This is a genomic window from Mesorhizobium sp. P2_B5 (genome assembly GCF_056404775.1).
Window position 1 is genome coordinate 458,144 of record NZ_JBFUDJ010000002.1, and the last position, 24,223, is coordinate 482,366.

The 24,223-nt window shown below is 64.0% G+C and carries 25 protein-coding genes; 10 read left to right on the forward strand and 15 right to left on the reverse strand.

From position 1 onward, the window contains the following. Nucleotides 1–94 precede the first annotated feature (94 nt). Nucleotides 95–2,770 (forward strand): ATP-dependent helicase, encoded by a 2,676-nt coding sequence (locus tag AC1D1N_RS08750; RefSeq protein ID WP_436260594.1) that lies wholly within the window; start codon nt 95–97, stop codon nt 2,768–2,770. A 21-nt stretch (nt 2,771–2,791) separates the two neighbouring features. Here AC1D1N_RS08750 and AC1D1N_RS08755 read toward each other — a convergent pair whose 3' ends face one another. From AC1D1N_RS08755 to AC1D1N_RS08775, 5 genes are all read right to left on the reverse strand, one after another. Beyond that, complete coding sequence (locus AC1D1N_RS08755; protein WP_477347929.1) at nt 2,792–3,832, reverse strand: ABC transporter permease; 1,041 nt, start codon at nt 3,830–3,832, stop codon at nt 2,792–2,794. Further along, complete coding sequence (locus AC1D1N_RS08760; protein ID WP_477347931.1) at nt 3,829–4,626, reverse strand: ATP-binding cassette domain-containing protein; 798 nt, start codon at nt 4,624–4,626, stop codon at nt 3,829–3,831. The genes AC1D1N_RS08755 and AC1D1N_RS08760 overlap by 4 nt, the downstream gene beginning before the upstream one ends. 87 nt (nt 4,627–4,713) lie before the next feature. Then, complete coding sequence (locus AC1D1N_RS08765; RefSeq protein WP_142865366.1) at nt 4,714–5,727, reverse strand: substrate-binding domain-containing protein; 1,014 nt, start codon at nt 5,725–5,727, stop codon at nt 4,714–4,716. A gap of 104 nt (nt 5,728–5,831) precedes the next feature. Further along, nucleotides 5,832–6,740, reverse strand: coding sequence for a sugar phosphate isomerase/epimerase family protein (locus tag AC1D1N_RS08770; protein ID WP_436260597.1), 909 nt, complete (start codon nt 6,738–6,740; stop codon nt 5,832–5,834). Further along, nucleotides 6,737–7,771, reverse strand: coding sequence for a Gfo/Idh/MocA family protein (locus tag AC1D1N_RS08775; protein WP_477347934.1), 1,035 nt, complete (start codon nt 7,769–7,771; stop codon nt 6,737–6,739). The genes AC1D1N_RS08770 and AC1D1N_RS08775 overlap by 4 nt, the downstream gene beginning before the upstream one ends. Before the next feature lie 195 nt (nt 7,772–7,966). Here AC1D1N_RS08775 and AC1D1N_RS08780 point away from each other — a divergent pair, with 195 nt between their 5' ends. Then, nucleotides 7,967–8,992 (forward strand): LacI family DNA-binding transcriptional regulator, encoded by a 1,026-nt coding sequence (locus AC1D1N_RS08780; RefSeq protein WP_477347936.1) that lies wholly within the window; start codon nt 7,967–7,969, stop codon nt 8,990–8,992. Nucleotides 8,993–9,020: 28 nt separating this feature from the next. Here the strand turns inward: AC1D1N_RS08780 and AC1D1N_RS08785 are convergent, their stop codons facing one another. Both AC1D1N_RS08785 and AC1D1N_RS08790 read right to left on the reverse strand, forming a co-directional pair. After that, nucleotides 9,021–9,335, reverse strand: coding sequence for a ferritin family protein (locus tag AC1D1N_RS08785; RefSeq protein WP_192258424.1), 315 nt, complete (start codon nt 9,333–9,335; stop codon nt 9,021–9,023). A 72-nt stretch (nt 9,336–9,407) separates the two neighbouring features. Then, nucleotides 9,408–10,163, reverse strand: a complete 756-nt coding sequence (locus AC1D1N_RS08790) for a bestrophin-like domain (RefSeq protein WP_477347938.1) — start codon at nt 10,161–10,163, stop codon at nt 9,408–9,410. Between the two features lie 170 nt (nt 10,164–10,333). Between AC1D1N_RS08790 and AC1D1N_RS08795 the strand changes: the two genes are divergently transcribed. Further along, complete coding sequence (locus tag AC1D1N_RS08795) at nt 10,334–11,815, forward strand: esterase-like activity of phytase family protein (protein WP_477347940.1); 1,482 nt, start codon at nt 10,334–10,336, stop codon at nt 11,813–11,815. A 77-nt stretch (nt 11,816–11,892) separates the two neighbouring features. Here AC1D1N_RS08795 and AC1D1N_RS08800 read toward each other — a convergent pair whose 3' ends face one another. Together AC1D1N_RS08800 and AC1D1N_RS08805 are read right to left on the reverse strand one after the other, a co-directional pair. Beyond that, nucleotides 11,893–12,687: a L,D-transpeptidase gene (locus tag AC1D1N_RS08800; protein ID WP_477347942.1), complete on the reverse strand. Its 795-nt coding sequence runs from the start codon at nt 12,685–12,687 to the stop codon at nt 11,893–11,895. A 279-nt stretch (nt 12,688–12,966) separates the two neighbouring features. Next, nucleotides 12,967–13,296: a hypothetical protein gene (locus tag AC1D1N_RS08805; protein ID WP_477347944.1), complete on the reverse strand. Its 330-nt coding sequence runs from the start codon at nt 13,294–13,296 to the stop codon at nt 12,967–12,969. 36 nt (nt 13,297–13,332) lie between these two features. On the opposite strand from AC1D1N_RS08805, the gene AC1D1N_RS08810 reads away from it, so the two are divergent. Together AC1D1N_RS08810 and AC1D1N_RS08815 are read left to right on the forward strand one after the other, a co-directional pair. Further along, entirely contained in the window at nt 13,333–14,304 is a 972-nt protein-coding gene (locus AC1D1N_RS08810) for an MFS transporter (protein WP_477347946.1), read from the forward strand. A gap of 26 nt (nt 14,305–14,330) precedes the next feature. Continuing rightward, nucleotides 14,331–14,906 carry a TMEM175 family protein gene (locus tag AC1D1N_RS08815; RefSeq protein WP_436260605.1) on the forward strand — a complete coding sequence of 192 codons (576 nt, stop codon included), beginning with the start codon at nt 14,331–14,333 and terminating at the stop codon, nt 14,904–14,906. A 6-nt stretch (nt 14,907–14,912) separates the two neighbouring features. Here AC1D1N_RS08815 and AC1D1N_RS08820 read toward each other — a convergent pair whose 3' ends face one another. Continuing rightward, complete coding sequence (locus tag AC1D1N_RS08820; RefSeq protein WP_095773965.1) at nt 14,913–15,194, reverse strand: hypothetical protein; 282 nt, start codon at nt 15,192–15,194, stop codon at nt 14,913–14,915. Between the two features lie 130 nt (nt 15,195–15,324). Here AC1D1N_RS08820 and AC1D1N_RS08825 point away from each other — a divergent pair, with 130 nt between their 5' ends. Next, on the forward strand, nt 15,325–16,191 hold the full coding sequence (locus AC1D1N_RS08825; protein ID WP_436260606.1) for an SDR family NAD(P)-dependent oxidoreductase: 867 nt from the start codon (nt 15,325–15,327) through the stop codon (nt 16,189–16,191). Nucleotides 16,192–16,199: 8 nt separating this feature from the next. Here AC1D1N_RS08825 and AC1D1N_RS08830 read toward each other — a convergent pair whose 3' ends face one another. Both AC1D1N_RS08830 and AC1D1N_RS08835 read right to left on the reverse strand, forming a co-directional pair. Further along, entirely contained in the window at nt 16,200–16,625 is a 426-nt protein-coding gene (locus tag AC1D1N_RS08830) for a low affinity iron permease family protein (RefSeq protein WP_436262021.1), read from the reverse strand. 314 nt (nt 16,626–16,939) lie between these two features. Next, the gene (locus AC1D1N_RS08835; RefSeq protein ID WP_112560406.1) at nt 16,940–17,830 is read right to left on the reverse strand and encodes a LysR family transcriptional regulator; all 891 of its coding nucleotides are present in this window, start codon (nt 17,828–17,830) and stop codon (nt 16,940–16,942) included. A 101-nt stretch (nt 17,831–17,931) separates the two neighbouring features. Here AC1D1N_RS08835 and AC1D1N_RS08840 point away from each other — a divergent pair, with 101 nt between their 5' ends. Next, nucleotides 17,932–18,699 (forward strand): SDR family NAD(P)-dependent oxidoreductase, encoded by a 768-nt coding sequence (locus AC1D1N_RS08840; protein WP_477347948.1) that lies wholly within the window; start codon nt 17,932–17,934, stop codon nt 18,697–18,699. A 4-nt stretch (nt 18,700–18,703) separates the two neighbouring features. Here AC1D1N_RS08840 and AC1D1N_RS08845 read toward each other — a convergent pair whose 3' ends face one another. From AC1D1N_RS08845 to AC1D1N_RS08855, 3 genes are all read right to left on the reverse strand, one after another. Beyond that, complete coding sequence (locus AC1D1N_RS08845; RefSeq protein WP_477347951.1) at nt 18,704–19,345, reverse strand: DapH/DapD/GlmU-related protein; 642 nt, start codon at nt 19,343–19,345, stop codon at nt 18,704–18,706. A 103-nt stretch (nt 19,346–19,448) separates the two neighbouring features. After that, the gene (locus AC1D1N_RS08850) at nt 19,449–19,937 is read right to left on the reverse strand and encodes a CreA family protein (RefSeq protein ID WP_477347953.1); all 489 of its coding nucleotides are present in this window, start codon (nt 19,935–19,937) and stop codon (nt 19,449–19,451) included. A 60-nt stretch (nt 19,938–19,997) separates the two neighbouring features. Then, nucleotides 19,998–20,504, reverse strand: a complete 507-nt coding sequence (locus tag AC1D1N_RS08855; RefSeq protein WP_477347955.1) for a cytochrome b — start codon at nt 20,502–20,504, stop codon at nt 19,998–20,000. Between the two features lie 211 nt (nt 20,505–20,715). On the opposite strand from AC1D1N_RS08855, the gene AC1D1N_RS08860 reads away from it, so the two are divergent. From AC1D1N_RS08860 to AC1D1N_RS08870, 3 genes are all read left to right on the forward strand, one after another. Beyond that, on the forward strand, nt 20,716–21,300 hold the full coding sequence (locus tag AC1D1N_RS08860; protein WP_477347957.1) for an SCO family protein: 585 nt from the start codon (nt 20,716–20,718) through the stop codon (nt 21,298–21,300). Next, nucleotides 21,300–22,172 carry a 50S ribosomal protein L11 methyltransferase gene (locus AC1D1N_RS08865; RefSeq protein ID WP_477347959.1) on the forward strand — a complete coding sequence of 291 codons (873 nt, stop codon included), beginning with the start codon at nt 21,300–21,302 and terminating at the stop codon, nt 22,170–22,172. Before AC1D1N_RS08860 ends, AC1D1N_RS08865 begins: the two co-directional genes overlap by 1 nt. A 197-nt stretch (nt 22,173–22,369) precedes the next feature. Next, nucleotides 22,370–24,214 carry an aminopeptidase P family protein gene (locus AC1D1N_RS08870; RefSeq protein ID WP_477347961.1) on the forward strand — a complete coding sequence of 615 codons (1,845 nt, stop codon included), beginning with the start codon at nt 22,370–22,372 and terminating at the stop codon, nt 24,212–24,214. The last annotated feature ends 9 nt before the right edge of the window (nt 24,215–24,223 follow it).

Sequence of the window (24,223 nt, forward strand, 5' to 3'; positions counted from 1 at the left end):
ATATTCGCACGGCGCGCGGGAATCTGGCTTCCAAACCAGAACAAAACGTAGACACTTCTGGTCTTTCGCCGCCGAATCACTACATTCGGGGGCGATGTCCGGCTTTTCGGAAGACATGCCCTTCTTTGACGAACCGAATGCGCGGCCCGCGGCCCCGTCGGGGATCGCCGCGCGCGCCATGGCGGCCCGCAGCGGCCGCAACGAAACGCCTGATTATCTCAGCGGCCTCAACCCCGAGCAGCGGCTGGCGGTGGAAACCACCGAAGGCCCGGTCCTGGTGCTGGCCGGCGCCGGCACCGGCAAGACGCGGGTGCTGACCACCCGCATCGCCCACATTCTCGCAACCGGCCGGGCCTTTCCGTCGCAGATCCTGGCCGTGACCTTCACCAACAAGGCCGCGCGCGAGATGAAGCAGCGCATCGGCATCCTGATCGGTGAAGGCAATGTCGAGGGCATGCCGTGGCTCGGCACCTTCCACTCGATCGGCGTCAAGCTGTTGCGCCGCCATGCCGAGCTGGCCGGGCTCAAATCCGACTTCACCATTCTCGACACCGACGACGTCGTGCGGCTAATCAAGCAGCTGATCCAGGCCGAAGGCCTCGACGACAAGCGCTGGCCGGCCAAGCAGTTCGCGCAGATGATCGACGGCTGGAAGAACAAGGGGCTCGGCCCTGCCGACATTCCCGAAGGCGATGCGCGCAGCTTCGCCAACGGCAAGGGCCGCGAACTCTACAAGGCCTATCAGGAGCGGCTGCAGACGCTGAACGCCTGCGACTTCGGCGACCTGCTCTGCCATCCGATCCGCATCTTCCGCGCCAATCCCGACGTGCTCAAGGAATACCACAGGCGCTTCAAATACATCCTCGTCGACGAATACCAGGACACCAACACAGCGCAGTACATGTGGCTGCGGCTCCTGGCGCAGCGGCCGCAATCCTCCCCCCTTGAGGGGGAGGTGCCCGCGAAGCGGGCGGAGGGGGTCGCCGCAGAAGGCACCACCAAGGCGTCGAGCACTGCCGCGAGGACCCCACCCGACCGGGCTTCGCCCGGCCACCCTCCCCTCAAGGGGGAGGGATCCCAGCGCTCCACCGTGAATATCTGCTGCGTCGGCGACGATGACCAGTCCATCTATGGCTGGCGCGGCGCCGAGGTCGACAACATCCTGCGCTTCGACAAGGATTTTCCGGGCGCCACCATCATCAGGCTGGAGCGCAACTATCGCTCGACCGCGCATATTCTCGGCACCGCCTCGCACCTCATCGCCCACAATGAGGGTCGCTTCGGCAAGACATTGTTCACCGAGAAGGTCGCCGAGGACGACGAGAAGGTGCATGTCCACGCAGCCTGGGATTCCGAGGAGGAGGCCCGCGCCGTCGGCGAGACCATCGAGGCCTATCAGCGCGCCAAGCATAACCTCAACGACATGGCCATTCTTGTCCGCGCGTCCTTCCAGATGCGCGCCTTTGAAGATCGCTTCATCACGCTCGGCCTCAATTACCGCGTCATCGGCGGTCCGCGCTTCTACGAGCGCATGGAAATCCGCGATGCGCTGGCCTTCTTCCGCGTTGTCGCCAATGGCGGCGACGACCTCGCTTTCGAGCGCATCGTCAATGTGCCCAAACGTGGCCTCGGCGAAGCCACCATCCGCCAGATTCACGACACGGCGCGTGCACTGCGCATCCCGATGCTGGAAGCGGCCGGCAACCTCGCCGAAAGCGACGAGCTGAAGCCGAAGCCGCGCGCCGCCTTGCGCGAAGTCGCGGCCAATTTCGAGCGCTGGCAGAAGGCGCTGGAAACCACGCCGCACACCGAACTCGCCGAGACCATTCTGGAGGAGAGCGGCTACACCGACATGTGGAAGAACGACCGCTCGGCCGAAGCGCCGGGCCGGCTGGAAAATTTGAAGGAACTGGTTCGTTCCATGGAGGAGTACGAGTCGCTGCGCTCCTTCCTCGAACATGTGGCGCTGGTCATGGATGCCGAGCAGAATGCCGGGCTCGATGCCGTCAGCATCATGACGCTGCATTCGGCCAAAGGCCTCGAATTTGAGACCGTCTTCCTGCCGGGCTGGGAGGAAGGCCTGTTCCCGCATCAGCGCGCGCTCGACGAAGGCGGCCGTTCCGGACTGGAGGAAGAGCGCCGCCTCGCCTATGTCGGCCTGACCCGCGCCAAGAAGAACCTGCATATCTGGTTCGTCTCCAACCGCCAGATCCACGGCCTGTGGCAGTCGACCATCCCGTCGCGTTTCCTCGAAGAGTTGCCGAACGCCCATGTCGAGGTCGCCGAAAGCGGCAACTCCTATGGCGGCTACGGCAATGCCTATGGCGGCGGTTCCTTTGCTTCCGGTCGTGGCGGCCGCCAGAACCCCTATGGCGCCTCACGTTTCGACAATGTCGGCGCGGAAAAATCCGGCGCCTTCTCCAACACCTATGCGACGCCGGGCTGGCAGCGCGCGCAGGCCAACCGCACCGAGGCGACCGACCGCAACTGGGGCTCGCGCTCCGGCCACCAGGTCGAGCGCATCGGCTATGGCGAGACCGACTCCGGCTATGGCGCCGGCCGCACCTCGGTCAAAGGCCGCACCATCGATGGTGAGCTGGTCGCCAAATCCGTAGCCGACACGCCGTCGCCCTTCAGCGTCGGCGACCGCGTGTTCCACCAGAAATTCGGCAACGGCAACATCTCGGCCATCGAAGGCAACAAGCTGACCATCGACTTCGACAAGGCCGGCCAGAAACGCGTGCTGGACGGGTTCGTCGCGGCGGTGTGAGCTGCCTTAACGGCTACCCCCTCACCTGTACCGCGCCTGGTTCCACTTATGCCCCAGTAGCGACAGGATGATGATCAGCCCGTTGAAGAACTGCACATAGAAGCCGCTCAGCCCCGCCGCCACCACGCCGGTCTGGATGAAGGCGACGGTGACCGCGCCGATGGCGCCGCCCGCAACCGTGCCGATGCCGCCCCAGGTCGGCGTGCCGCCGACGAACACCGAGGCCAGCACCGGCAGGAGATAGCCGTCTCCGGCCGTCGGCCACCAGGTGAAGTTGATCATCACCGAGAACGTGCCGGCGATCGCAGCGCCTATGCCGACGAAGACGAACACTTTCACCCGCACACGCTTGACGTCGATGCCCATCTGTTGGGCGCTGTCGGGATTGTCGCCGACCACCCTGACCTGCGCGCCGAAGCGGTGGCGGTTGTAGAGCATCGCTGACAAAACGACGAAGGCGAGCGCCCAGAAGATCTGCACCGGGACACCCCACACCTGGCTGGAGAAGATCTTGTAGGCCCAGCTGTCGGCAAGTCCGGTCAGCGCCGTCGACTTGCCCTCGTTGATGATCTGGATCAGGCCGCGCAGCAAAAAGTTCATGCCGAGCGTGGCGATCAGCGACGACAGCCCGCCATAGACGACCAGCGATCCGACGAGGAAGCCGAGCAGCGTCCCGGTGACGATTGCTGCCGCAATGCCGAGGAACGGATCGTAGCCGGCCTGCACCACCAGCGCAAACACCCAGGAGGCAAAGCCCATCGTTGCCGGAAACGACAGGTCGATCTCGCCGCAGGTGACGACGAAGACCAGCGGCACCACCACGAACAGCGCGACCGGCAGCGTCGTCAGCACCGAACTGTAGAGATACCAGGTCGTGAACACGGTCGGGTTGGCGACCAGGAACACCGCCATCATGACGATGAACACGGCGAGCGTGCCGAGAGCGGCGCGATTATCGATGACGAAGCCGCGCAGCCAGTGATCGGACGGGTGTTTCCACTCAGGTCGCGCTGCCTCACCGCCGAGCGGGCTCTGCAGATCGGGTTCCATGGTCTTGCTCATCGCACTGCCCTCCCTGCGTCGCCGGCATCGTGCAATCCAGCCAATCCGCCGGGGTGCGCCACGTCTTCCATGAAATTGATGAGATCCTCGGCCGAGTTGACCTCGGTGCGGTCGGCGGTCAGCGCCACCTTGCCGCGGTCCAACACCACGAAGCGGTCGGCAATGTCGAAGACATGGTGGATGTTGTGGCCGATGAACAGGATCGAGCGGCCGCTTGCCCGCACCTGGCGCACGAAGTGAAAGACCTTGGCGGTCTCGGTCAGCGACAGCGCCGTCGTTGGCTCGTCGAGGATGATCAGCTCGGCCTGCTTGTAGATGGCGCGCGCGATCGCCACGCCTTGGCGTTCGCCGCCCGAGAGCTGGCCAACGATCGAATGCGGCGTGAACACCTTCGAGGTGAAGCCGATTTCGCGCATCAGCCGGCTCGCCTCCTCGATCTCCTTGTTGACCTTCAGAAAGCCCATGAAGCCAGTGAGTTCGCGACCCATGAAGATGTTGCGCACGATGGTCTGCTGCACCGCCAGCGCCCGGTCCTGGAACACCGTCTCGATGCCGGCGTCGCGCGAGCGCGCCGCGCTCCAGCCGGTCACCGGCTTGCCACGCACCAGGATCTCGCCGCTGGTCGGCTTGACGACGCCCGACAGGATCTTGATCAGCGTCGACTTGCCCGCGCCATTGTCGCCGATCAGGCCGACCACCTCGCCGCGGTCGACCGAGAGATTGACCCCACCCAGCGCATAGACCTGGCCGTAGGATTTGCTGATGTCGCGCAGTTCGATGATGCGTTCGGCCATGGCGATCCTCGCGTTTATTGTCGCTTGCCGGCATTCTCGCCGGCGGTCCTGCCGGCCGGGCTTGGGCCCAGCCGGCAGCTTGGGAGGTCAGCGCAGCGCCTGCTTGGCGAGCTCGGCGACAATCTCGTAATTCTGCGGCGTGACGAAGCCGGCGCCGGTGTCGACATTCATCGGCGCCAGGCCCAGCACCACCTGCTGGCAGAGGCTGAGGATCGGCAGGTAGCCCTGCAGGAACGGCTGCTGGTCGGCCGTCAGCTGCACCCAGCCGCCCTTGAACGCCTCGACGATCTGCGGGCTAGTGTCGAAACCGAAATTGAAGATGTCGCCGGGCTTGCGGCCTGCCGCCTGCATGTAGGTGGCGACATTGCCGAGCATCTGGCCGCCGGGATAGCCGACCGCCTTGACGTCAGGATTGTTGAGGAGCGCTGCCGTGATCACCGGGATCGCCAGATTGGGGTCGGACGCCCATTCGCCGCTCGGCGGAGACGACAGCTGGATGACCTCGACGCCGGCCTCCTTGAGCGCGGCCACCGTGCCGCGCTCGCGCGCCCCGCGGGCCTCGTTCTCGAACGGCCCGATCATGATCGCCTTGTCGCCGGACTTGAGCTTGCCGAGCTTGAACGCCTCGGCGCCGAGAGCGCGGCCCTGCTGTTCCTGCTGGGCGCCGACATAGCCGCCGCCGAACGCTTCCACCACCTTCGGCACCGGCACGTTCTGGTACATCATCTTGATGCCGTCCTTATGCGCCTGCTCGGCCAGCGGCATGATCGCGGCGTCGCCGGGATGGCCCATCATGGCGATGCCGTTTGGCTTCACGGCGACGGCCTCGCGCAATTGCTGCACCATCTTCTCGACGTCCCACTGCGAGAAGATGTAGTCGACCTTCGGTCCAAGATCGGCCGCCGCCTGCTTGGCGCCATTATAGACGATGGTTCCAAAGGCGTCGCCCTCGGCGCCGCCGACGAAGAAGCGGATGTGGACGTCCTTGCACCACTGGGCGTCGAGCGCCTGCGCCGGCAAAGTGGAGATGGCGGCGCAGAGCGCGGTGGCGGCGGCCACGACGGTCGAGCGCAGAAGTGTCGTTCTCATTGCGATGCTCATACACGTTCCTCCCTTTTGTCCTCGGTGAGCCGAGGGGTTTCGTCATTCGCTTGACAGCAGTGCTCAACACTCTTCTCCGGCCGGCTCCTCCCGCCGGCCGCTCCTCACGCCGGGTTCGGCAGATAGGTCGCACCTCCCCGGCATTGCTTGAGATAGTCGAGCGCGCGCACCTGGCCGGTGATCTCGAGATCGCCGCGATAGACCGGATCGTGCCAGCCCTCGATGTCGATGGCGCCCTTGTAGCCGGCCAGCCGCAATTCGCTGATCACCCGCGTCCAGTCGCTGTCGCCGAAACCGGGCGTGCGCATCTGCACGAAGGGCAGCCGGCCGAACACGCCGTGCTCGCGGATCACATCCCAGCGCACCGTCGCGTCCTTGCCGTGGACATGGAAGATGCGCGGCGCCCATTTGCGGATCTGCGGGATCGGATCGATCAGGTAGACGAGCTGATGGCAGGGCTCCCATTCCAGCCCGAGATTGTCGTCGGGCAATTCGTTGAACATCAGTTCCCAGGCATCCGGGTTGTGGGCGATGTTCCAGTCGCCGGTTGCCCAGTTGCCATCCATGGCGCAGTTCTCGAACGCGATGCGCACGCCCTTGTCGGCGGCGCGTTTTGCCAGCAGGCCCCAGACCTCGCGGAAGCGCGGCAGGCTGTCGGTCAACTTCTTGCCGCGCAGGCGACCGGTGAAGCCGCTGACCATCGAGGCACCGAACAGATGCGCATTGTCGATGACGGTTTCCCAGGCCGCGAGCACGCCGCGATCGACTTCGCCATCCTCCAGCGGATTGCCGAACACGCCGAGCGAGGACACGCTGACATCGGCATCGCCGATCGCCTCGCGGATCTCACCGGCGAGCCGCGGCAGATCCTTGCCGCCGAGCGTCTGCCAGAAGAAGGGCTGGATGCTCTCGAAACCGAGCGGCAGGATCTGCTTGATGTAGGCTGCCGGGTCATCGAGATTGGCCCGCACCATGGTGCCGATCCGGATGTCGAGAAGCGGGTTTGGCATCATTGTGTTTCCTGTGTGGGGATAGCCACCCGGCGCCCGGTCTCGGCGCTCTCGATCGCGCCAAAAACCATGGCCAGGCTTTTGATGTTGTCGCTCCCACGCGTTTCCGGCTCGCTGCCGGTCTCGATGGCGCGGATGAAATCCCTGATGATGCCGAGATGCCCCCCGACCCGGTCGGCCGGATCGAGCACCGGCACTTCGATCGCCTGCGTTTTGTCGATAATCCCGTCGCGGCCCGGCACCACCACTTCCGCCTTCAGGCCGTCATTGCCGTCCCAAATGAGGCTGCCGCGCTCGGCGACGATGCGCCAGCTGCCTTCCCAACTGGTGCGGAAACCGTCGGCGCACCAGGAGCCGGCATAGGTGAACACCTTGCCGCCGCCGAGATCGAAGACGGCGCTAGCCGACGAGCCCTGGCGGTACCAGGAATTGGCCGGCTCCCATTCCTGGCAATAGACGCCGGCGGGATCGCCGCTGACCATGTAGCGGGCGGCGTCGAACGTATGGATCGCCATGTCGAGCAGCAGCACATGCGCCATCTCCTCGCGAAAGCCGCCGAAATGCGGCGCGACGAAGAAGTCGGCGTGAATACTGGTCGGCTTGCCGATGGCGCCGGAGTCGAGAAACCGCCTTATGCGCCGGACATTGGCGACATAGCGGCGGTTCTGCACCACGGCATGGATGCGCCCGGCCCGGCGCGCCGCCTCGACGATGGCGCGTGCGTTCTCCGGAGTGTCGGCCAGCGGTTTTTCCGTCAGCAGATGGCAATTGTGGGCAAAGGCGGCAAAGGCGACGTCGCGGCGGGCGGCGGGCACCACGACATCGAACACGGCGTCAGGCTTGGTTTGGTCGAGCACCTGCTCCAGGCTGGTGCCGATGACGGCGCCGTCGAGCCCATATTCGCGCGCCCTCGCCTTCGCCCGTTCGGCGTCGAGATCGACAAGGCCGACAATGGCGAGCCCGTCGATTTGCCTTGCGGCATCGAGCCAGGCCTTGCTCATCGCACCGCAGCCGACGAGGACGGCGTTCATCATCCGGCATTCCTCCCGTCCGGTCCCTCCAGACCGAATGTCACGGCATTGACGGCATCACCGTAAACGTTTTTCCGTAAACGTTTACGAGAACACACCCGATGGCGTAGAATGTCAATCGGCTGCCTGCAAAAATCATCCCGAAGCCTTGGCCTGAGCGGCAGCCGGTGCTAGCCAAGGGTCGGCGGAGAGAAGTCCTTGGCGTCCAGCATCCACGACCTTGCGCGTCACCTGAACATTTCGATCGGCACCGTGTCGCGGGCGCTGAACGGCCGCGCCGACGTCAATGCCGACACCCGCCAGCGCGTGCTCGCCGCCGCCAAGCAACTGAACTATTCCCCGAACCAGTCGGGCCGAAGCCTCAGACAGGGCGCCACCCATTCGATCGCCTTCATGCTGCAACCGCATCCCGGCGACCAGCAATATGGCGAACCGTTCTTCATCCCGTTCCTGACCGGTCTGCAAGCGCGGCTCGCCGAGTATGACCTGGATCTGATGGTCGTCATGGGTGAGCCCGGCCAATATCAGCAGGAGAGGCTGCGCCGCGTGGTTGAGACGCGCCGGGCCGACGCGGTCGTGTTGGCCAATACACGGCGGGAAGACGATCGGATCGACTATCTCAGCAAGGCCGGCTTTCCCTTCGCCACGCTTGGCCGAAGTCAATCCGGCGACGACACCTACCCTTCGCTCGATATCGATTTCGAGAGGGCGGGTGATGAAGCCGTCGGCCGGCTGGTCGCGCGCGGCCACCGCCGCATTGCCGCCATCCGCCCTTCGCTTGATCTCAACTTCGGCTACCTGTTCCTCGACGGCTACCGCAAGGCGCTGAAGCGGCACGGCATCGAAGTCGACCCCGGCCTGATCGCCGACGGCTTCATCAACGAGGCCGGAGGCTACCAGGTGACGCCGCGCGTGATGCTCTCCAAGGACCGGCCCACAGCCATCATCTTCAACAATGACGCAATGGCGCTCGGCGGCTGCAAGGCACTGGCCGAGATGGGCATCAGGCCCGGCCACGACATCGCGGTGATCGTCATCGTCGACACGCCGCTTTGCCGCTACTTTTCGCCGGCGCTGACCGCCTTCCGTCCGTCGCTGGAGCCCATGGGCCGGCGGCTGGCCGAAATGCTGCTGGCCTCGCTCCCCGCCTTCGCCGGCCCCGAAGGCACACGCATCATCCGCGAAGTCTGGCCGCTGGAACTGATCGCACGCGACAGCGATTGATCCGCCGCGGGATGTAGGTCGGTCGGCCTCAATCCACCTTCTTCTCGCCCTTCTCGCCGGCCTTGACGATGTCGCCCGTGGTGAACAGGATTTCCTTCAGCTCCGCCCGCCAGTCTTTCTTCTGGCGCAGCAGGAATTCGAGATCCATGCCGAAATGCTTGAACTCCTCGCCTTGCGCGTTTTTCATGATCGCCTTGGCCTGCGGGTCCTTTTCCACCGACATGCGCTGTTCGTACCAGCCGATCGCCTCCGCCTCCTCAATCAGCGAAGTGATCATGCGGGCGAAGGTCCGCACCTTCTGCGTCAATTCTTCCGGCGGCTCGTGATACTGATCGAAACCCATGTCGCCCTCCCGAAAATGGACCGGCAAATCCAGCCGTATCCAGGAATGCGTTGGAGCGCCGCGGGTTCCGCCTCACTGCTGCAATTCGACCAAAGCCCTCTGCAAAGGCGCCGACGAAATCTGGATCGGGCCGGAGAACGGCACATCCATGTCGAGGATCAGGTAAAGCGCTCCGGCAATCAGCGCTGCCGACACCACGAACGTCTCTATGGTGATGGCATTTCGCGGCGCCCTGAAACCGAAACTGGCGAAGATCAGCACCAGCCAGGCAACGAGCATAACGATCAGCGGCCGCGGGATGGTACCTTCCGATTGCTCGATCAAAGCCCAGCGCAGTTCCACCACCTTCTGCAGATGCTGGTGGGCGTCCTCCAGCAGGGAACCATGCGCTGCGTCAGCAGGCTGCAGAGCGGTCAATCGTGTGCTGATCTCGGTCAACAGACGTTCAGACAGCCGGTTGGCGACGAGGGGTGTTTCGTTGGCTTCTGTCCAGTTGTTGGTCTGTCTTTGCACATAAGCGACCAGCGGCTGACGGACCTCGGCGGTCTCGGGCCCATATTGCCGAAGCGACCGGTCGAGAAGGATCAACTCGGTCGCATATGTGTGCACGTTGCGGTCGATCGACTCGAAAGTGTTCTTGGCCGAGTTGATCATGAGACCAAGCACCAGCGAGGTCATGACGACGAACAGGTTGGCGGCCAGCCGTACCACATTGTTGGTGTCGTCCTCGCGGTGATGCGCGGGCAATTTGCCATAGACAGCCATGCTGACCAGCGGCGCCGCCATCAGGCAGAGGAAAACGGCCACCGCGATGAGTGTTTCCTGCATGCAGCCATTTCTGCACGGCAAGCACCGAATGCCAATGGCCGGCAGAACGCCTTGTCACGCAAGTATCATGTTCGCGTCCTAGACCGCTTTGCGGGGGGCGACATCGTCGATGCGACGCGGAGCCCTTTGCAGTCTCGGCCGCTTGAAGGCTTGTCATAAAGAGGATCTCCATGAAAATCTCGCACCGAACCCTGTCGCTCGGCGTCGCGTTGGCGCTGTTTACCGCTTTGACCCCTGCCCTTGCCGACAGCACCGCCACCGTTGGCGGTGTCAGCTTCGTCAACAAGGGCTTGGTCGGCGTCGGTCGCCTCCCGGCCGACCTGAAGGACAAGTTCGGCGAGACCTTCGGCTCCGGCTCCGGCATGTCGATCGACGCCGCAAGCTGGACGCATGACGCCAACGGCTACAAGGGTTCGCTGTGGCTGCTGCCGGACCGTGGCTACAATGTCGTCGGCACCACCGACTACCGGCCGCGCCTCAACACTATTCGTATCGAGCTCACGCCGACCGCGCTGGGCGCCACGCCCGCCGCCGGCCAGGAACAGACCGGCGTCAAGGCGACGCTTGCCGATTCCCTGCTGCTGACCGATGACAAGGGCGCCGACGCCACCGGTCTTGATCCGTCGAATGGCGTGCGCGCGGCAAGCGGCGACCTGCCGATCCTCCCCGAAGCCAACGGCAAGCTGGCGCTCGACAATGAGGCGATCGCCCGCCTGCCCGACGGCACCATGTTCATCTCGGATGAATACGGCCCCAACATCTACCGCTTCTCGGCCGAGGGCCATTTGTTGTCGGCAACGCAGCCGCCGGCGGCCTTGGTACCGATGCGCAAGGGCACGCCGAACTTCGCCTCCGACAATCCAGGCCCCGGCGCGGCCGAGCCAGATCCGAAGGATCCCGAGACCGGCCGCCAGAACAACCAGGGCCTCGAAGGCATGGCGCTGACGCCGGACGGCAAGTCGCTGATCGCGGTGCTGCAGTCGGCGCCGCGCCAGGATGGCGGCGATTCCGGTGCGACGCGCCAGAACACCCGCGCCCTGGTCTATGACGCCTCCGACCCGGCCCATCTCAAGCAGGCGCACGAATATGTCATACCGCTGCCTGTGTTCAAGGACGACAAGGGCAAGACCAAGGTCGCCGCGCAGAGCGAGATCGTGGCGCTGTCCGACAAAACCTTCCTGATGCTGGCGCGCGACAGCGGCAGCGGCCAGGGCGTGAAGGGCGACACCTCGCTGGTGCGCCAGATCTTCGTCGTCGACGTCTCTGGTGCGACCGACATTGCCGGCGGCGCCTTCGATGCCGCCGACAAGCCTGTGGCGCCCAAGGGCGTGCTCGACCCCTCGGTGACGCCGGCCAAGCTGACGCCGTTCATCGACATCAACGACAACAAGGAACTCGGTCGCTTCGGCCTGCATGACGGCAAGCCGAACGACAAGAACAACCTGTCGGAGAAGTGGGAGGCAATGTCGGTGGTCAGCGTGCTCGATCCGGCGCTGCCCGACGACTATTTCCTGTTCGTCGGCAACGACAACGACTTCCTCGCCCAGGACGGCTTCCAGGTCGGCGCGCCCTACAAGGCCGAGGACGGCGCCGATGTCGACACCATGTTCCTGGTCTATCAGGTCACGCTGCCGGGCCTCGCCAAGAAGTAGTCGTATACAACAGACAAAAAGCGGAGGTACCCGGGCGCCTCCGCTTTTTTGTCGGCGATCAGCGAACCGTTGATGTCCTATTTCAGGATCTCCGCATCCCTCGGCACGCCGGCATCGATCGGCTCGGCGGTCCTGTTCGACACGGCGGAGCTCTCCCCAGCGATCGAGAAGTTCGCGCGCACGTGGACCTGGGTTACGCCGTTGACCCGGCTGTAGAGGTCGATGATGTCCTGGTTCATGAAGCGCACGCAGCCCGACGACGCGTTCTTGCCGATGGAATCCCATTCCGGCGTGCCATGCAGCCGGTACATCGTGTCCTTGCCGTCGCGGAAGAGATAGAGCGCGCGGGCGCCGAGCGGGCTCTGCGGTCCCGGCGGCATGCCGTCCTTGTATTTCGCCAGTTCGGGGCGGCGCTGGATCATTTCCGGCGGCGGCGTCCACACCGGCCACTTCTTGCGCGCCTGGACCACGGCGCTGCCGGTCCAGCCGAACCCGGCCTTGCCTAGGCTGACGCCGTAACGGATCGCCTTGCCGCCATCGCGCACCAGATAGAGGAAATGCTCCGACGTATCGACGACGATGGTGCCCGGTTTTTCGCCGGTCGGGTCGGTCACGATCTGGCGCACGAACTTCGGATCGAGCTTGGATATCGGGATCGCCGGCAGTTGATAGCCCTCGTCGACGCGTGCCGCGTACATGCTTTCGGCAGCGCCGAAAGCCGAATCGCTTGGCGGCGGCGGCGCTTCCACCGGCGGCGGCGCCACGTCCGTGGTTGTGCAGGCCGAAAGCGCCACGGAAGCAGCGCCCAAGGCGGATGCCCCAAGAAACGCGCGCCGGTTCATGCGCTCGGAAAAAAGCGGATTGTCGGACATGATCCCCCCGGTTTGCGACCCCACGCGGCGACGACCCATAGCCCATTCCGAGTGCTTTGAGAACCTGATTGGCTCAGACGCGCAAGGCGGAATGTTCCGATGGCGCATCGACCTTATCCGTCAAATCGGCAATCATTGCCGGGCGGACTTTGAGATGAACCTTCGCCGAGCAGCCCATGGACGAAAAAATGCCCGCGCGCCGGCGAGCCGCCCGACACCGGCCTCGGCATACCGCGCCAGCGCGCCAACATGGCGCCCGAGACGCCTAACGGGTGATCCTCAGCGCGCGTATTTTGCGCCGAATCCCAACGCGATTACGGAGAAGAGAGTGATCATACCGGCAAAGGCCAGGCTTGCCGTCGTCGGGCTGCTCCAGTTCGACAACAGGCCGATGCCGATGACCGGCAGCGCATTGCCGCAGAAGCAGCAGATGAAGAACGCCGACACCACTTCGGCGCGACGGTCGGCCGGCGCGATCTGGCTCACCACCTGCAGACCGCCGCGATAGCCGAGCGCCGCCGCCACGCCGCAGAGAGCAGTGGCGGCAATCATCAGCGACATCGAGGCAAAAAACTGAGCCGCGACGACCAGCGCCACTGCGGGGATCATCAGTGCCAGCGTTGGGGCAACTGGCCGGAGTTTGCTATGACCAGCTATGCCGAGACGACGACACGCGGCCATGAACTCGGCGGCCGTGCCGCGATGACTGCGGTTGCCGCCATGATCGCGGCGCTGTTCGCCGGCAGCACGGCGCTGACGCCGCTTTACATCATCTACAAGCAGGCTTTCGGTTTCTCGCAGATCACGCTGACGCTGGTCTACGCCGTCTATGTCGTCGGCAATCTCGGCGCATTGCTGATGTTCGGACGCTTGTCCGACGGCATTGGCCGCCGTCCTGCGGCGCTGGCATCGATGGCGGTGGCGGTGGTCAGCGCGCTGGTGTTCCTGCTGGCCGAGAATGTCGCCTGGCTCGATGCGGCCCGCATCCTGAGCGGCCTTGGCATAGGCATCGGCGCGGGAACAGGCACGGCCTGGCTTGCCGAGCTGATCGAAGGCAAAGACAAGTCGCGCGCGGCTGTCATCGCCACCAGCACCAATTTCGTCGGCCTTGGCCTTGGCGCGCTGGCCTCTGGGCTGCTCGCCGAATATGCGCCCTGGCCGCTCAGGCTGACGTTTACGGTCTATCTGGCGGTGCTGGTCGTGGTAACGCTGCTGATCTGGCGCACGCGTGAAACCGTCTTGCAGCCTGGGCGACTGGCCGATGTTTCGCTGCGGCCACGGCTGTCGGTGCCGGCCTATATCCGCGCCGCCTTTGTGGCGCCGGCGGTGACCGGCTTCGGCGCCATGGCGCTGGTCGGCTTCTATGCAGCGCTGGCGCCGAGCATTCTGGCGCAGCAGCTGCATGTAGCCAACCATGCCGTAGCAGGTGGGCTGTTCTTCGAGCTGTCGATCGTGGCCGCGGCCACAATTCTGGCCACGACCAGACTGCCCAGCCGTGCCGGCATGCTGGCGGCGCCCCGATCGAAGCCCAACGTCTATGTAAGGATTGCCGTTCCGCCTGCCGAACCCGCTCCTGACAATCTTGTCAGGATGGTCTTGCACGAAATCCTCCCGTAACGTCCGTCCAACGAGAGGGAGGAATCATGGGTAAAGGCAGAGTCGAGGCATTCACGGACGGCGTCGTCGCCATCATCATCACCATCATGGTGCTGGAGCTGAAAGTGCCGCATGGCGAGGATTTTTCGTCCCTCCTGCCGCTTTGGCCGATCTTTTTCAGCTATGTCCTGTCGTTCATCAATGTCGGCATCTACTGGAACAATCTGCACAACATGTTCCACACCGTGCAGCGCGTCGACGGCCGCGTGCTATGGGCCAATCTGAACCTTCTGTTCTGGCTGTCGCTGATGCCGGCGACCACTGCTTTCATGGGCGAGAACCATTTCGCCCCGGTGCCGGTCGCCGTCTACGGCATTGACCTTGTTCTGTGTGCGGTCGCCTACACCATCCTCGTCAGCAAGCTGCGCCCTTTGCACGGTAGCGACGCCGCCTTCACCAAGGCAGTCGGCAATGACCGGAAGGGCAAGATTTCGCTGGTGTGCTACATCGCCGCCGTGCTGCTGACCTTCGTCAATCAGTGGATCGGCGTCGCGATCTACTTTCTGGTGGCTGCCGTCTGGTTCGTGCCGGATACGCGTTTTTCGCGGGTGCTTGAAAAGTAGCTCAATCTACTTGCGCATCGCCTTCAGCTTTTCGGCGACCGACGCGGCGAGGTCGGCATAGCGCTCCTCCAGCCGTTCCGCCGCCTTGATGATCGAAAAATCATGGCCGAACTTTTCCAGCGCCATGCGCAATTTCTCGACGAACTCGGCCTGTTTTTCCAATGCCGAAAACAAGGTCTTCACCTGCGCTTCGCTGATGTCGGGATTGGCCAGCATCTGCGGCACCTCGCGGCCCATCTGGTCGCCGGTAGCGGTCTGCTCCTTCAGGATTGCGATCCAGTCGGTCAATCGGCAGTCTCCCTTTTCAGCCGCACCATGCGCAGCCAGCGCCTGTACGGTCAACCCGAACACGCTGGACAGCCTTGCACGAAGCGCTTCCCGCGCTAAGTTCGGCGGGACCCCAAACAAGGACCTGACCATGACCAGCGATGCCGAAATCCAGTCCGCTCTGCCCTCCCTCAGCCCAGGCAATGTCGCCGCTATCACCGGCGGCGCTAGCGGCATCGGCCTTGCCGCGGCCAAGAGGTTGGCGGCGATGGGCATGAGACTGGTGCTGGCCGACATTGGCGGCGCGCGCCTCGATGCGGCCCGCCAGGTGGTCGCCGCGATCGCCGGCGAGGATGCCGTGCTCGCCATCGCCACCGACGTCTCGAAAGCCGACGAGCTCGGCCGGCTGGCGGAAAAGACGCACAGTGCCTTCGGCACTGTTTCGCTGCTGATGAACAATGCCGGCGTCGGCAACAATCCGGGAAAGCCCTGGGAAAACGGCGACGCCTGGAAGCGGCTGATCGACATCAATTTCTGGGGCGTCGTGCACGGCGTTGAGGCCTTCGCGCCAGCCATGCTGGCGTCGGGCAAGCCAGGCCTGATCGTCAACACCGGCTCCAAGCAAGGCATCACCACGCCACCCGGCAACCTGGCCTACAACGTCTCCAAATCGGCGCTGAAGACCTTCACCGAAGGCCTTGCGCATGCGCTGCGCAACGAACCGGGCGCGAAGGTTGCGGCGCATCTTCTCATCCCCGGCTTCACCTTCACCGGCATCACCGAGGGAGCGACCGAAAAACCGGCCGGCGCCTGGACCGGCGAGCAGGTGATCGACTTCATGCTGACCTCGCTCACGCGTGGCGATTTCTACATCCTGTGCCCCGACAATGAGGTGAAGCGGTCGACGGACGAAAAACGCATGGCCTGGGCGATCGGCGACATCATCGAGAACCGCCCTGCTCTCTCGCGCTGGCACCCCGACCACAAGGACGCCTTCGCGGCCTTTATGGAGCGCTGAGCAACGGTTCACGCGGCGCGTTTTTTGGGAGCGCGTTTCTGGGTCACGGCTTTCTTGGCGGCCAGTTCGGCGAGCTCGGTGTCATGCCGTTTTGCCGCGCGTTCGCATTTGTCCCTGATTTCCTCGACCTCGGTCTCGGTCAGGTGCTCGATGCCGATGAAATGGTTGTGGCCCTTGCCGACCCGGATCAATTCGTCGAGCTTGGCCTGGACCGCGGCGCCGTCACGGTTCTGGGTGTTCTGGATCAGGAACACCATCAGGAAGGTGATGATCGTCGTTCCGGTGTTGATGACCAGTTGCCACGTGTCGGAAAAGCCGAAGAACGGCCCGCTGACCGCCCAGACGATGACGATCGCGCAGCAGCCGACAAAGGTCAGCGGCAGGCCGGCCAGATGGGAAACGGTATTGGCGATCTTGGTGAACAGCCTTTCCATCATTCAAAAAATCCCTCACGAGGCCCAGCCGATCGGAGCCGCATTCATCGCTCCAGCCAGAAACAACCGGCAGCCGCTCCCGGTTCCCTGTCGCAAGCGATATCGCGGCTACAATTGAATACACGCCAAAAGCGCAGCACCCCGAAAAGCCGCCTTATGGGTTTCCTGCCATAGTCGCCATGCAGGCCGGAGAGCCTGTTCCTTCCGCTTCACAGCGGTTTACCTCCAAAGCCCCTTCCGCTGCGCCACCCCCGCATAGCGGAAGGGGCTGTTGCCGCAGACCGGCGGCTCTCTCCCCCAACAGGCACGCTGTCTCAGAATTTCGGTGCGAGGATTTCGACCAGCCAGTCGATAAAGACGCGCACGCGCGGCGAGAGCTGGCGGCTCTTGGGATAGAGCACCGAGATCGGCATCGGCGTCGGCGGGTACTGCGGCAACACCTCGACCAGCCTGCCGGCGGCGACATCGCCAGCATAATGATGGCGCGGCGCCTGCATCAGTCCGAAGCCGAGGCGGGCAAGTGCTGCGTAGGTTTCGGAGTTGGTGACGGTGATGCGCACCGGCAGCGTCACGTTGCGCACCTCGCCCGCCACGCTGAACTCCAGCGGCAGCACCTGCCCCGTCCGCGACGAAGCGAAGCCAACCATCTCATGCCCGTCGAGATCGTCTGGTGAGCGCGGCATGCCGTGGCGCTCGATATAGGCGGGGCTGGCGAAAGTCGCTTCCTGCGCCAGACCCAGCCGGCGCACGATCATGTCGCTGTCGGTGATCTCGCCGCCGCGCACGACGCAGTCGAACCCCTCGCGCACGAGGTCGACGAAGCGGTCGCCCTCGCCGATGTGCAGTGAAAGCGCCGGATGGCGGCCAAGAAACGCCGGCAACCCGGGAAGGATATGGGTGCGCGCCATCGGACCATGCACGTCGATGCGCAGCAGGCCACGCACCTCGCTGCCGGTCAGCGCCGCTTCGGCATCCTCGATCTCGGCCAGGATGGCCTTGCAGCGCCGGTAGTAGATCTCGCCCTCAAGTGTGGGCGTGACGTGGCGGGTGGTCCGTTGCAGCAGCCGCACGCCGAGCCGCTCCTCGAACTGCTTGATCGCCGTCGTCGCGCTCGAGCGCGGCACGCCAAGGTCGGACGCCGCCGCGCTAAAACTCTGCCGCTCCACGACGCGCACCAGCAGGCGCATGCTGTCAAATCGGTCCATTGTTCTGATTTTCGGAATTAAGATGTCAAAATTGGATATATTGTTTCAATCTACAGACGGATTACATCCATGTCCATAATCAACCCCTAAAGGATTTGGACATGGGCACGCAGGCACGCAAAATCGCCCTCATCACCGGCGGCAGCCGGGGCCTCGGCCGCAACACCGCCGAAAACCTGGCCCGCAAGGGCGTCGATGTGGTGATCACCTATCATTCCCAGGCCGACGCCGCGCAGACAGTCGTCGCCGAGATCGAGGCCGAAGGCGGCAAGGCCATCGCCCTGCAGCTCGACACATCGGCGACGGCGACCTTCGACGGTTTTGCCGCACGGCTGAAGGACGCCCTTCGCGACATTTGGGGCCGCGACAGCTTCGACTTTCTCGTCAACAATGCCGGCACCGGCTTTCACAAGCCCATTGCCGAGACCAGCGAGGAGGATTTCGACGCGCTTGTGGCAATTCACCTGAGAGGCGTCTTCTTCCTGACGCAGAAGCTTCTGCCGCTGATTGCCGATGGCGGCCGCATCATCAATCTGTCGAGCGGCCTCGCCCGTTTCGCCATGGCCGGCACGGCTGCCTATGCGATGATGAAGGGCGGCATCGAAGTGTTCACCCGCAGCCTCGCCAAGGAACTTGGCCCGCGCGGCATCACCGCCAACACCGTGGCGCCGGGCGCCATCGCCACCGACTTCAATGGCGGCCGGCTGCGCGACAATCCGGACATGCAGCGCATGGTCGGCCAGGTGACGGCGCTCGGACGCCCCGGCGTCGCCGACGATATCGGCCCGATGATCGCTTCGCTGCTTTCGGAGGACAACCGCTGGATCAACGCGCAGCGCATCGAAGTCTCAGGCGGCATGCTCATCTGAGCACTCAGGAAGGATCGCGTTCCCAGCGGTCGAGAAAATCCTCGATCGCCAGGGCTTGCATGTCGGGAACCGCTTTCGCCAGTTTTTCCGGCGGCCAGTCCCACCAGGCGAGGCTTTCGATCCGCGCCGCGATCTCAGGCGTAAAACGCCGGCGCAATGGCTTGGCCGGCACGCCGGCGACGATCGCATAGGCCGGCACATCCCTGGTCACCACAGCATTGGCGCCGACGATGGCGCCATTGCCGATGCTGATGCCGGGCATGATGACCGCGCCGTGGCCGATCCAGACATCGTTACCGATGCTGACGGCCTTGGCCTGCCGCCGCGCGCGAAACGCCGCATCGACACCCAGCCAGCGGAAATACTCGTTCGGGCGGTAGCTAAGCTTGTGCTGCGTGACCCGCTCGATCGGATGCTCCAGCGCGTTGATGCGGCTGTTGGCGGCGATCGAGCAGAATTTGCCGATAGTCGTGTAGATCGCCTCGGCGTGGCGCTCGAAATAGGAGAAATCGCCGACATTGACCTCGCGCAGCACCACCCGCTCGCCGATCGAGGCATAGCGGCCAAGCTTGCACGCCTTCAGCTCGGCCGTCGGATGAATGCGCGGTTCAGGGTCTTTGAGGACAAGGTTCTCAGTACGGTCCATGGCGCGGATTTACCTCCGCGCAATTGCGGAAGCAATTGTCCCGCGCAATTGCTGCCGCAAAGCGGAAGCAATTGTCGCGCGGCCAGACAGCCCTGAGTCCGCCCTATTTCGGCTGGCCGTTGGTCCACACCACGCTCTGACCGAACAGCGGCACGGTGGTTACCGACATTTTCGCCGAGCCGTCCTGCACCTGGCGTGAATGCGAGAGATAAATCAGCGTCTGGTTTTTCTTGTCGTAGATGCGGTTCACCACCTGCTTCTTCCAGATCAGGCTGATGCCTTGTTTGAACACCTCTTCGCCGCCTTCGCTCATGTCGATGTCGCCGATGGTGATCGGCCCGGTCTGGCGACACGAGATCGACGAATCCGATGGGTCCTCGAACCAGTTGCCTTTCTGCAGCCGGTCGATGACGCCGCGGTCGAAATAGGAGACGTGGCAGGTGATGCCGTCGACCTTCGGGTCCTTGATCGCCTCGACGATGATGTCGTTGCCGAGCCAGTCGACGCCGACCTTGCCGACTTCCTCGGCCGCGGCAGCACCGGCGCCGAGGACAATGCATGCGGCCAGTGCGCCGCCGATCAGTTTCTGCAAGGGAGCCTCCTCAGTTCTGGTTGCCGGTCTCAGGTGGGGCGAACTGCCCGGCTTTGCAAGCTAGGCCTGTCGGAATGCCAGCATCCGCCGCAGCACGTCGGTCTTGAAGACGAAATGCTGAACCAGCGCCCCGGCCGTATGCAAGAGCACCACATAGAGCAGGATGTCCTTGCCCAGCACATGCACCAGACTTGCCCCTGGCACACCAAGGAACCATGCGGCGGCGCCCGAGAGCGGGACGATGAAGATGAGGGCGTAGATGACGAAATGCGTAGCCTTGGCGAGCAGCCTCAATGCCGGATGTTCCATACCAGACACGGGCGGAACACCGCGCGTCGCCCTGAGCCAGACCCGCCACGAAGCCAGGACCAGCACCGCCAGGCCGATCACGACATGCATATAGGCCAGCGGCACATCACCGGGCGACGCCTCCTGCCCCTGGCGAAAGGCACGCCACACATGCTCCATGCCGTCATGGGCGAGGAACTGGATCAGGATCAGGGCGGCAATGCTCCAGTGCAGCCAGATCTGGGTCTTGGAGTAGGAAGCCACAGACATATCCGACATTGGCTGGCTCCACAGCAAGAGAACAGACCGTCAAGATAGGTAGAGGCCCAAACCGGTCAAATTACCGTTTGGTAACTCCGGCCGCGTGCGAGGCAGCATCGAGAGCCGGTTGCGGCAACGCGGCATCTTTGCCTTGACCGCCGCTACCGGTTAAGACTGCCGCCGCAGGCGCCAATCCGGCGCCCATCAAAATCACGACGGATACTTCCTGATGATGCGTTCAATCCTGGTCGGCATTCTCGTCCTGATGGCGGCCGGCATCGGCTGGCTCACCTTCGACTGGTACAAGGGCCATTATGGCGGCGAGCCGTTCGGCGGGCCGTTCACGCTGGTCGACCAGAAAGGCGCGCCGATCACCGAAGCCGCCTTCAGAGACCATCCCAGCGTCGTCTTCTTCGGCTTCACCCATTGCCCGGAAGTCTGTCCGACCACGCTGTTCGAACTTGCCGGCTGGCTGAAGACGCTGGGCGACGACGGCAAGAACCTCAACGCCTATTTCGTGACCGTCGACCCCGAGCGCGACACGCCGCAGGTGATGAACACCTATGTCAGCAATTTTTCCGACCGCATCGTCGGCATATCGGGCGATCCCGACAAGGTGCACGCGATGGCGAAGTCGTTCAGCATCTACTGGAAAAAGGTCGACACCGGCGACGGCGACTACACGATGGACCACACCGCCTCGGTGCTGTTGTTGAATGCCAAGGGCGAGTTCGCCGGCACGATCGCTTACGGCGAGAACGCCGACACGGCGATCGCCAAGCTGAAGCGACTGGCGGCAGGCGCCCAAAGCTGATGACGCAGACCAGGCTCCATTTCACGGCCGGGAAGGTCGAGGCCGACAGCGTCTTTGCCGCGCTCGAAATGGCTTTCGAGGATGAAGGCCTGCCGCTCGCCGTGCTCGAAGTCGACGAGGACCGCGACATCCATGAAGTCTCGCTCTATGCCGACGGCGATGTCGACGCGGTCGAGGCACGGCTGAGAGATATCCTTTCTGGCCTTTCCCTGTCGAAGCCGATCGAACGCGAGGTCTTGCCCGATATCGACTGGGTGGCACGCTCGCTGGAGGGGCTGAAGCCGGTACGCGCCGGGCGTTTCTTCGTCCACGGCGCACATGACCGCAGGAAGCGCCACAGCGGCGAACTCGCCATCGAGATCGAGGCCGGCCTTGCCTTCGGCACCGGCCATCACGGCACCACCGCCGGCTGCCTGGAAATGCTGGAACGGGTCGTGCGCAGCGAGCATCCCAGGAATGCCCTCGACCTCGGCACCGGCAGCGCGGTGCTGGCGATCGCCGTCGCCAAGCTGGCGCATATTCCGGTGCTGGCGACCGACATCGATCCGATCGCTGTCAGGGTTGCCGCCGCCAATGCCCGCCTCAACCACGTCAAGGCGCTGGTCGAAACCGTGACGGCGCCCGGTTTTCATCACCCGATCTTCGGCAAACGCGCGCCTTTCGACCTCATCGTCGCCAACATATTGGCGCGGCCGCTGATGCGGCTGGCGCCGGAAATGGCTAGGCATATCCGGCTCGGCGGCTCGATCGTGCTGTCCGGCATCCTCGAGCGCCAGTGCTACGCAGTGATCTCGGCCTATGTCGGCCAGAATTTTCGTCATGTCAGGACCTTGCACCGCGAAGGCTGGGTGACGATCCACCTCAAACACTAATGCATGTCGCTCATAAGTGGTCCCGGTTTTGAGAGGACGACATGCATAAAATAAATACTTAAAGCGCGTCGCCTGAATCCGTTCAGACGCGACGCGCTTTAAGTCGAGCGCTTTGGACCAATCCGCTCTTTCGAAAATCGATTCCGGTTTTCGGGGGCATGCGCTACGCTCAAGCCAAGCACCTGAGGAGGCCTATCATGTTCCAGACCTTTGACTCCGCCGGCGATCCCAGCGTCGGCAAGCCGCGCGTGAATCTGCTGCGGCAATGGCTGGCGGATAATGGCCTGGATGGATTTCTGGTGCCCCGCGCCGACGAGCACCAGGGCGAGTATGTCGCCGATCGCTCGGCGCGGCTGAAATGGCTGACCGGGTTCAGCGGTTCGGCCGGCGTCGCGCTGGTGCTGCGCGACCGCGCCTTCATGTTTGTCGACGGCCGCTACACGCTGCAGGTGCGCAACGAAGTCGATCTCGACATTTTTGCCATCGAGAGTCTCGTCGACAATCCGCCGGCCGTCTGGATCAAGGACAATCTCGGCAAGGGCGCCAGGCTTGGCTTCGACCCCTGGCTGCACACGATCAACGAGGTCAAGGCGCTTCAAGCCTCGGCCGAGCAATCCGGCGCGACGCTGGTGCCGCTCGACATGAACCCGATCGACATCATCTGGAAGGACCAGCCGGCACCACCGGTGGCGCCGGTCGAGATCCACCCGATCGGCTTTGCGGGCGAACTGGCCAAGGACAAGCTGGTGCGGCTGGCAGCGGCGATCGCCAAGGACGGCGCCACGCACGCCGTGCTGACCGACCCCTCCTCGATCGCCTGGGCCTTCAACATTCGTGGCGGCGACGTGCCGCACACGCCACTGGCGCTCGGTTTCGCGGTCCTCGCAGCCGACGGCAAGAACCAGCTGTTCATGGACCAGCGCAAGTTTTCGCGCACCGTCGCCGCCTATCTCACCCAGCTCGCCGACTTGCATGAGCCCGGCGAATTCGAGGCGGCAATCATCGCCCTTGCCAAAGGTGGCGCAAGGATCGCGCTCGATCCGGTGCTGGCAGCGGAAAAGCTCAGAATGCTGGTCGACGACAATGGCGGCGCCTTTGTTGCCGCGCCCGATCCCGCCCGCATTCCGCGCGCCACCAAGAACCCAGCCGAAATCGCCGGCAGCCGCGCCGCGCATCGCCGCGACGGCGCGGCCGTCGCCAAGCTGCTGTGCTGGCTGGAGCGGCAGAAGCCGGGCTCGCTCGACGAAATTACCGTCGTCACCAAACTGGAAGAGACGCGCCGGCAGACCGGCGAGGAAACGCAGATGCCGCTGCGCGACGTCTCCTTCGACACCATTTCCGGCGCCGGCCCGAATGGCGCCATCATGCATTACCGCGTGTCGCGCGCCACCAATCGCAAGCTGGCAAAGGGCGAGTTGTTCCTGCTCGATTCCGGTGCCCAGTACCAGGACGGCACCACCGACATCACCCGCACCGTGCCGATCGGCCAGCCGTCCGAAGAAATGCGCGAGCGCTTCACCCTGGTGCTGAAGGGCATGATCGGCATTTCGACGCTGCGCTTCCCGGCGGGCACGCGCGGCTCTGAGATAGACGCGGTGGCGCGCATGGCGTTGTGGAAGCATGGCTGCGACTTCGCGCACGGCACCGGCCATGGCGTCGGCTCCTATCTCGCCGTCCACGAAGGGCCGCAACGCATTGCCCGCACCGGCACCGAAAAGCTGCTCGCCGGCATGATGCTCTCCAACGAGCCCGGCTACTACAAGGAAGGCTCCTACGGCATCCGCATCGAGAACCTGATCCTGGTGACGCCGGCCGATCAGGTCGAAGGCGGCGACATTGCCATGCACAGTTTCGAGACGCTGACGCTGGCGCCGATCGACGTCAGACTGATCCGCACCGACCTGTTGACCCGCGAGGAACTGCACTGGCTGGATACTTACCATGCCTGGGTGCTGGCCGAGATCGGCCCGATGCTCGACGGCGAGACGCTGGCCTGGCTGGAGAAAGCGACAGCACCGCTGCCGCACGACGCAAAGATTTGAGACTATCTC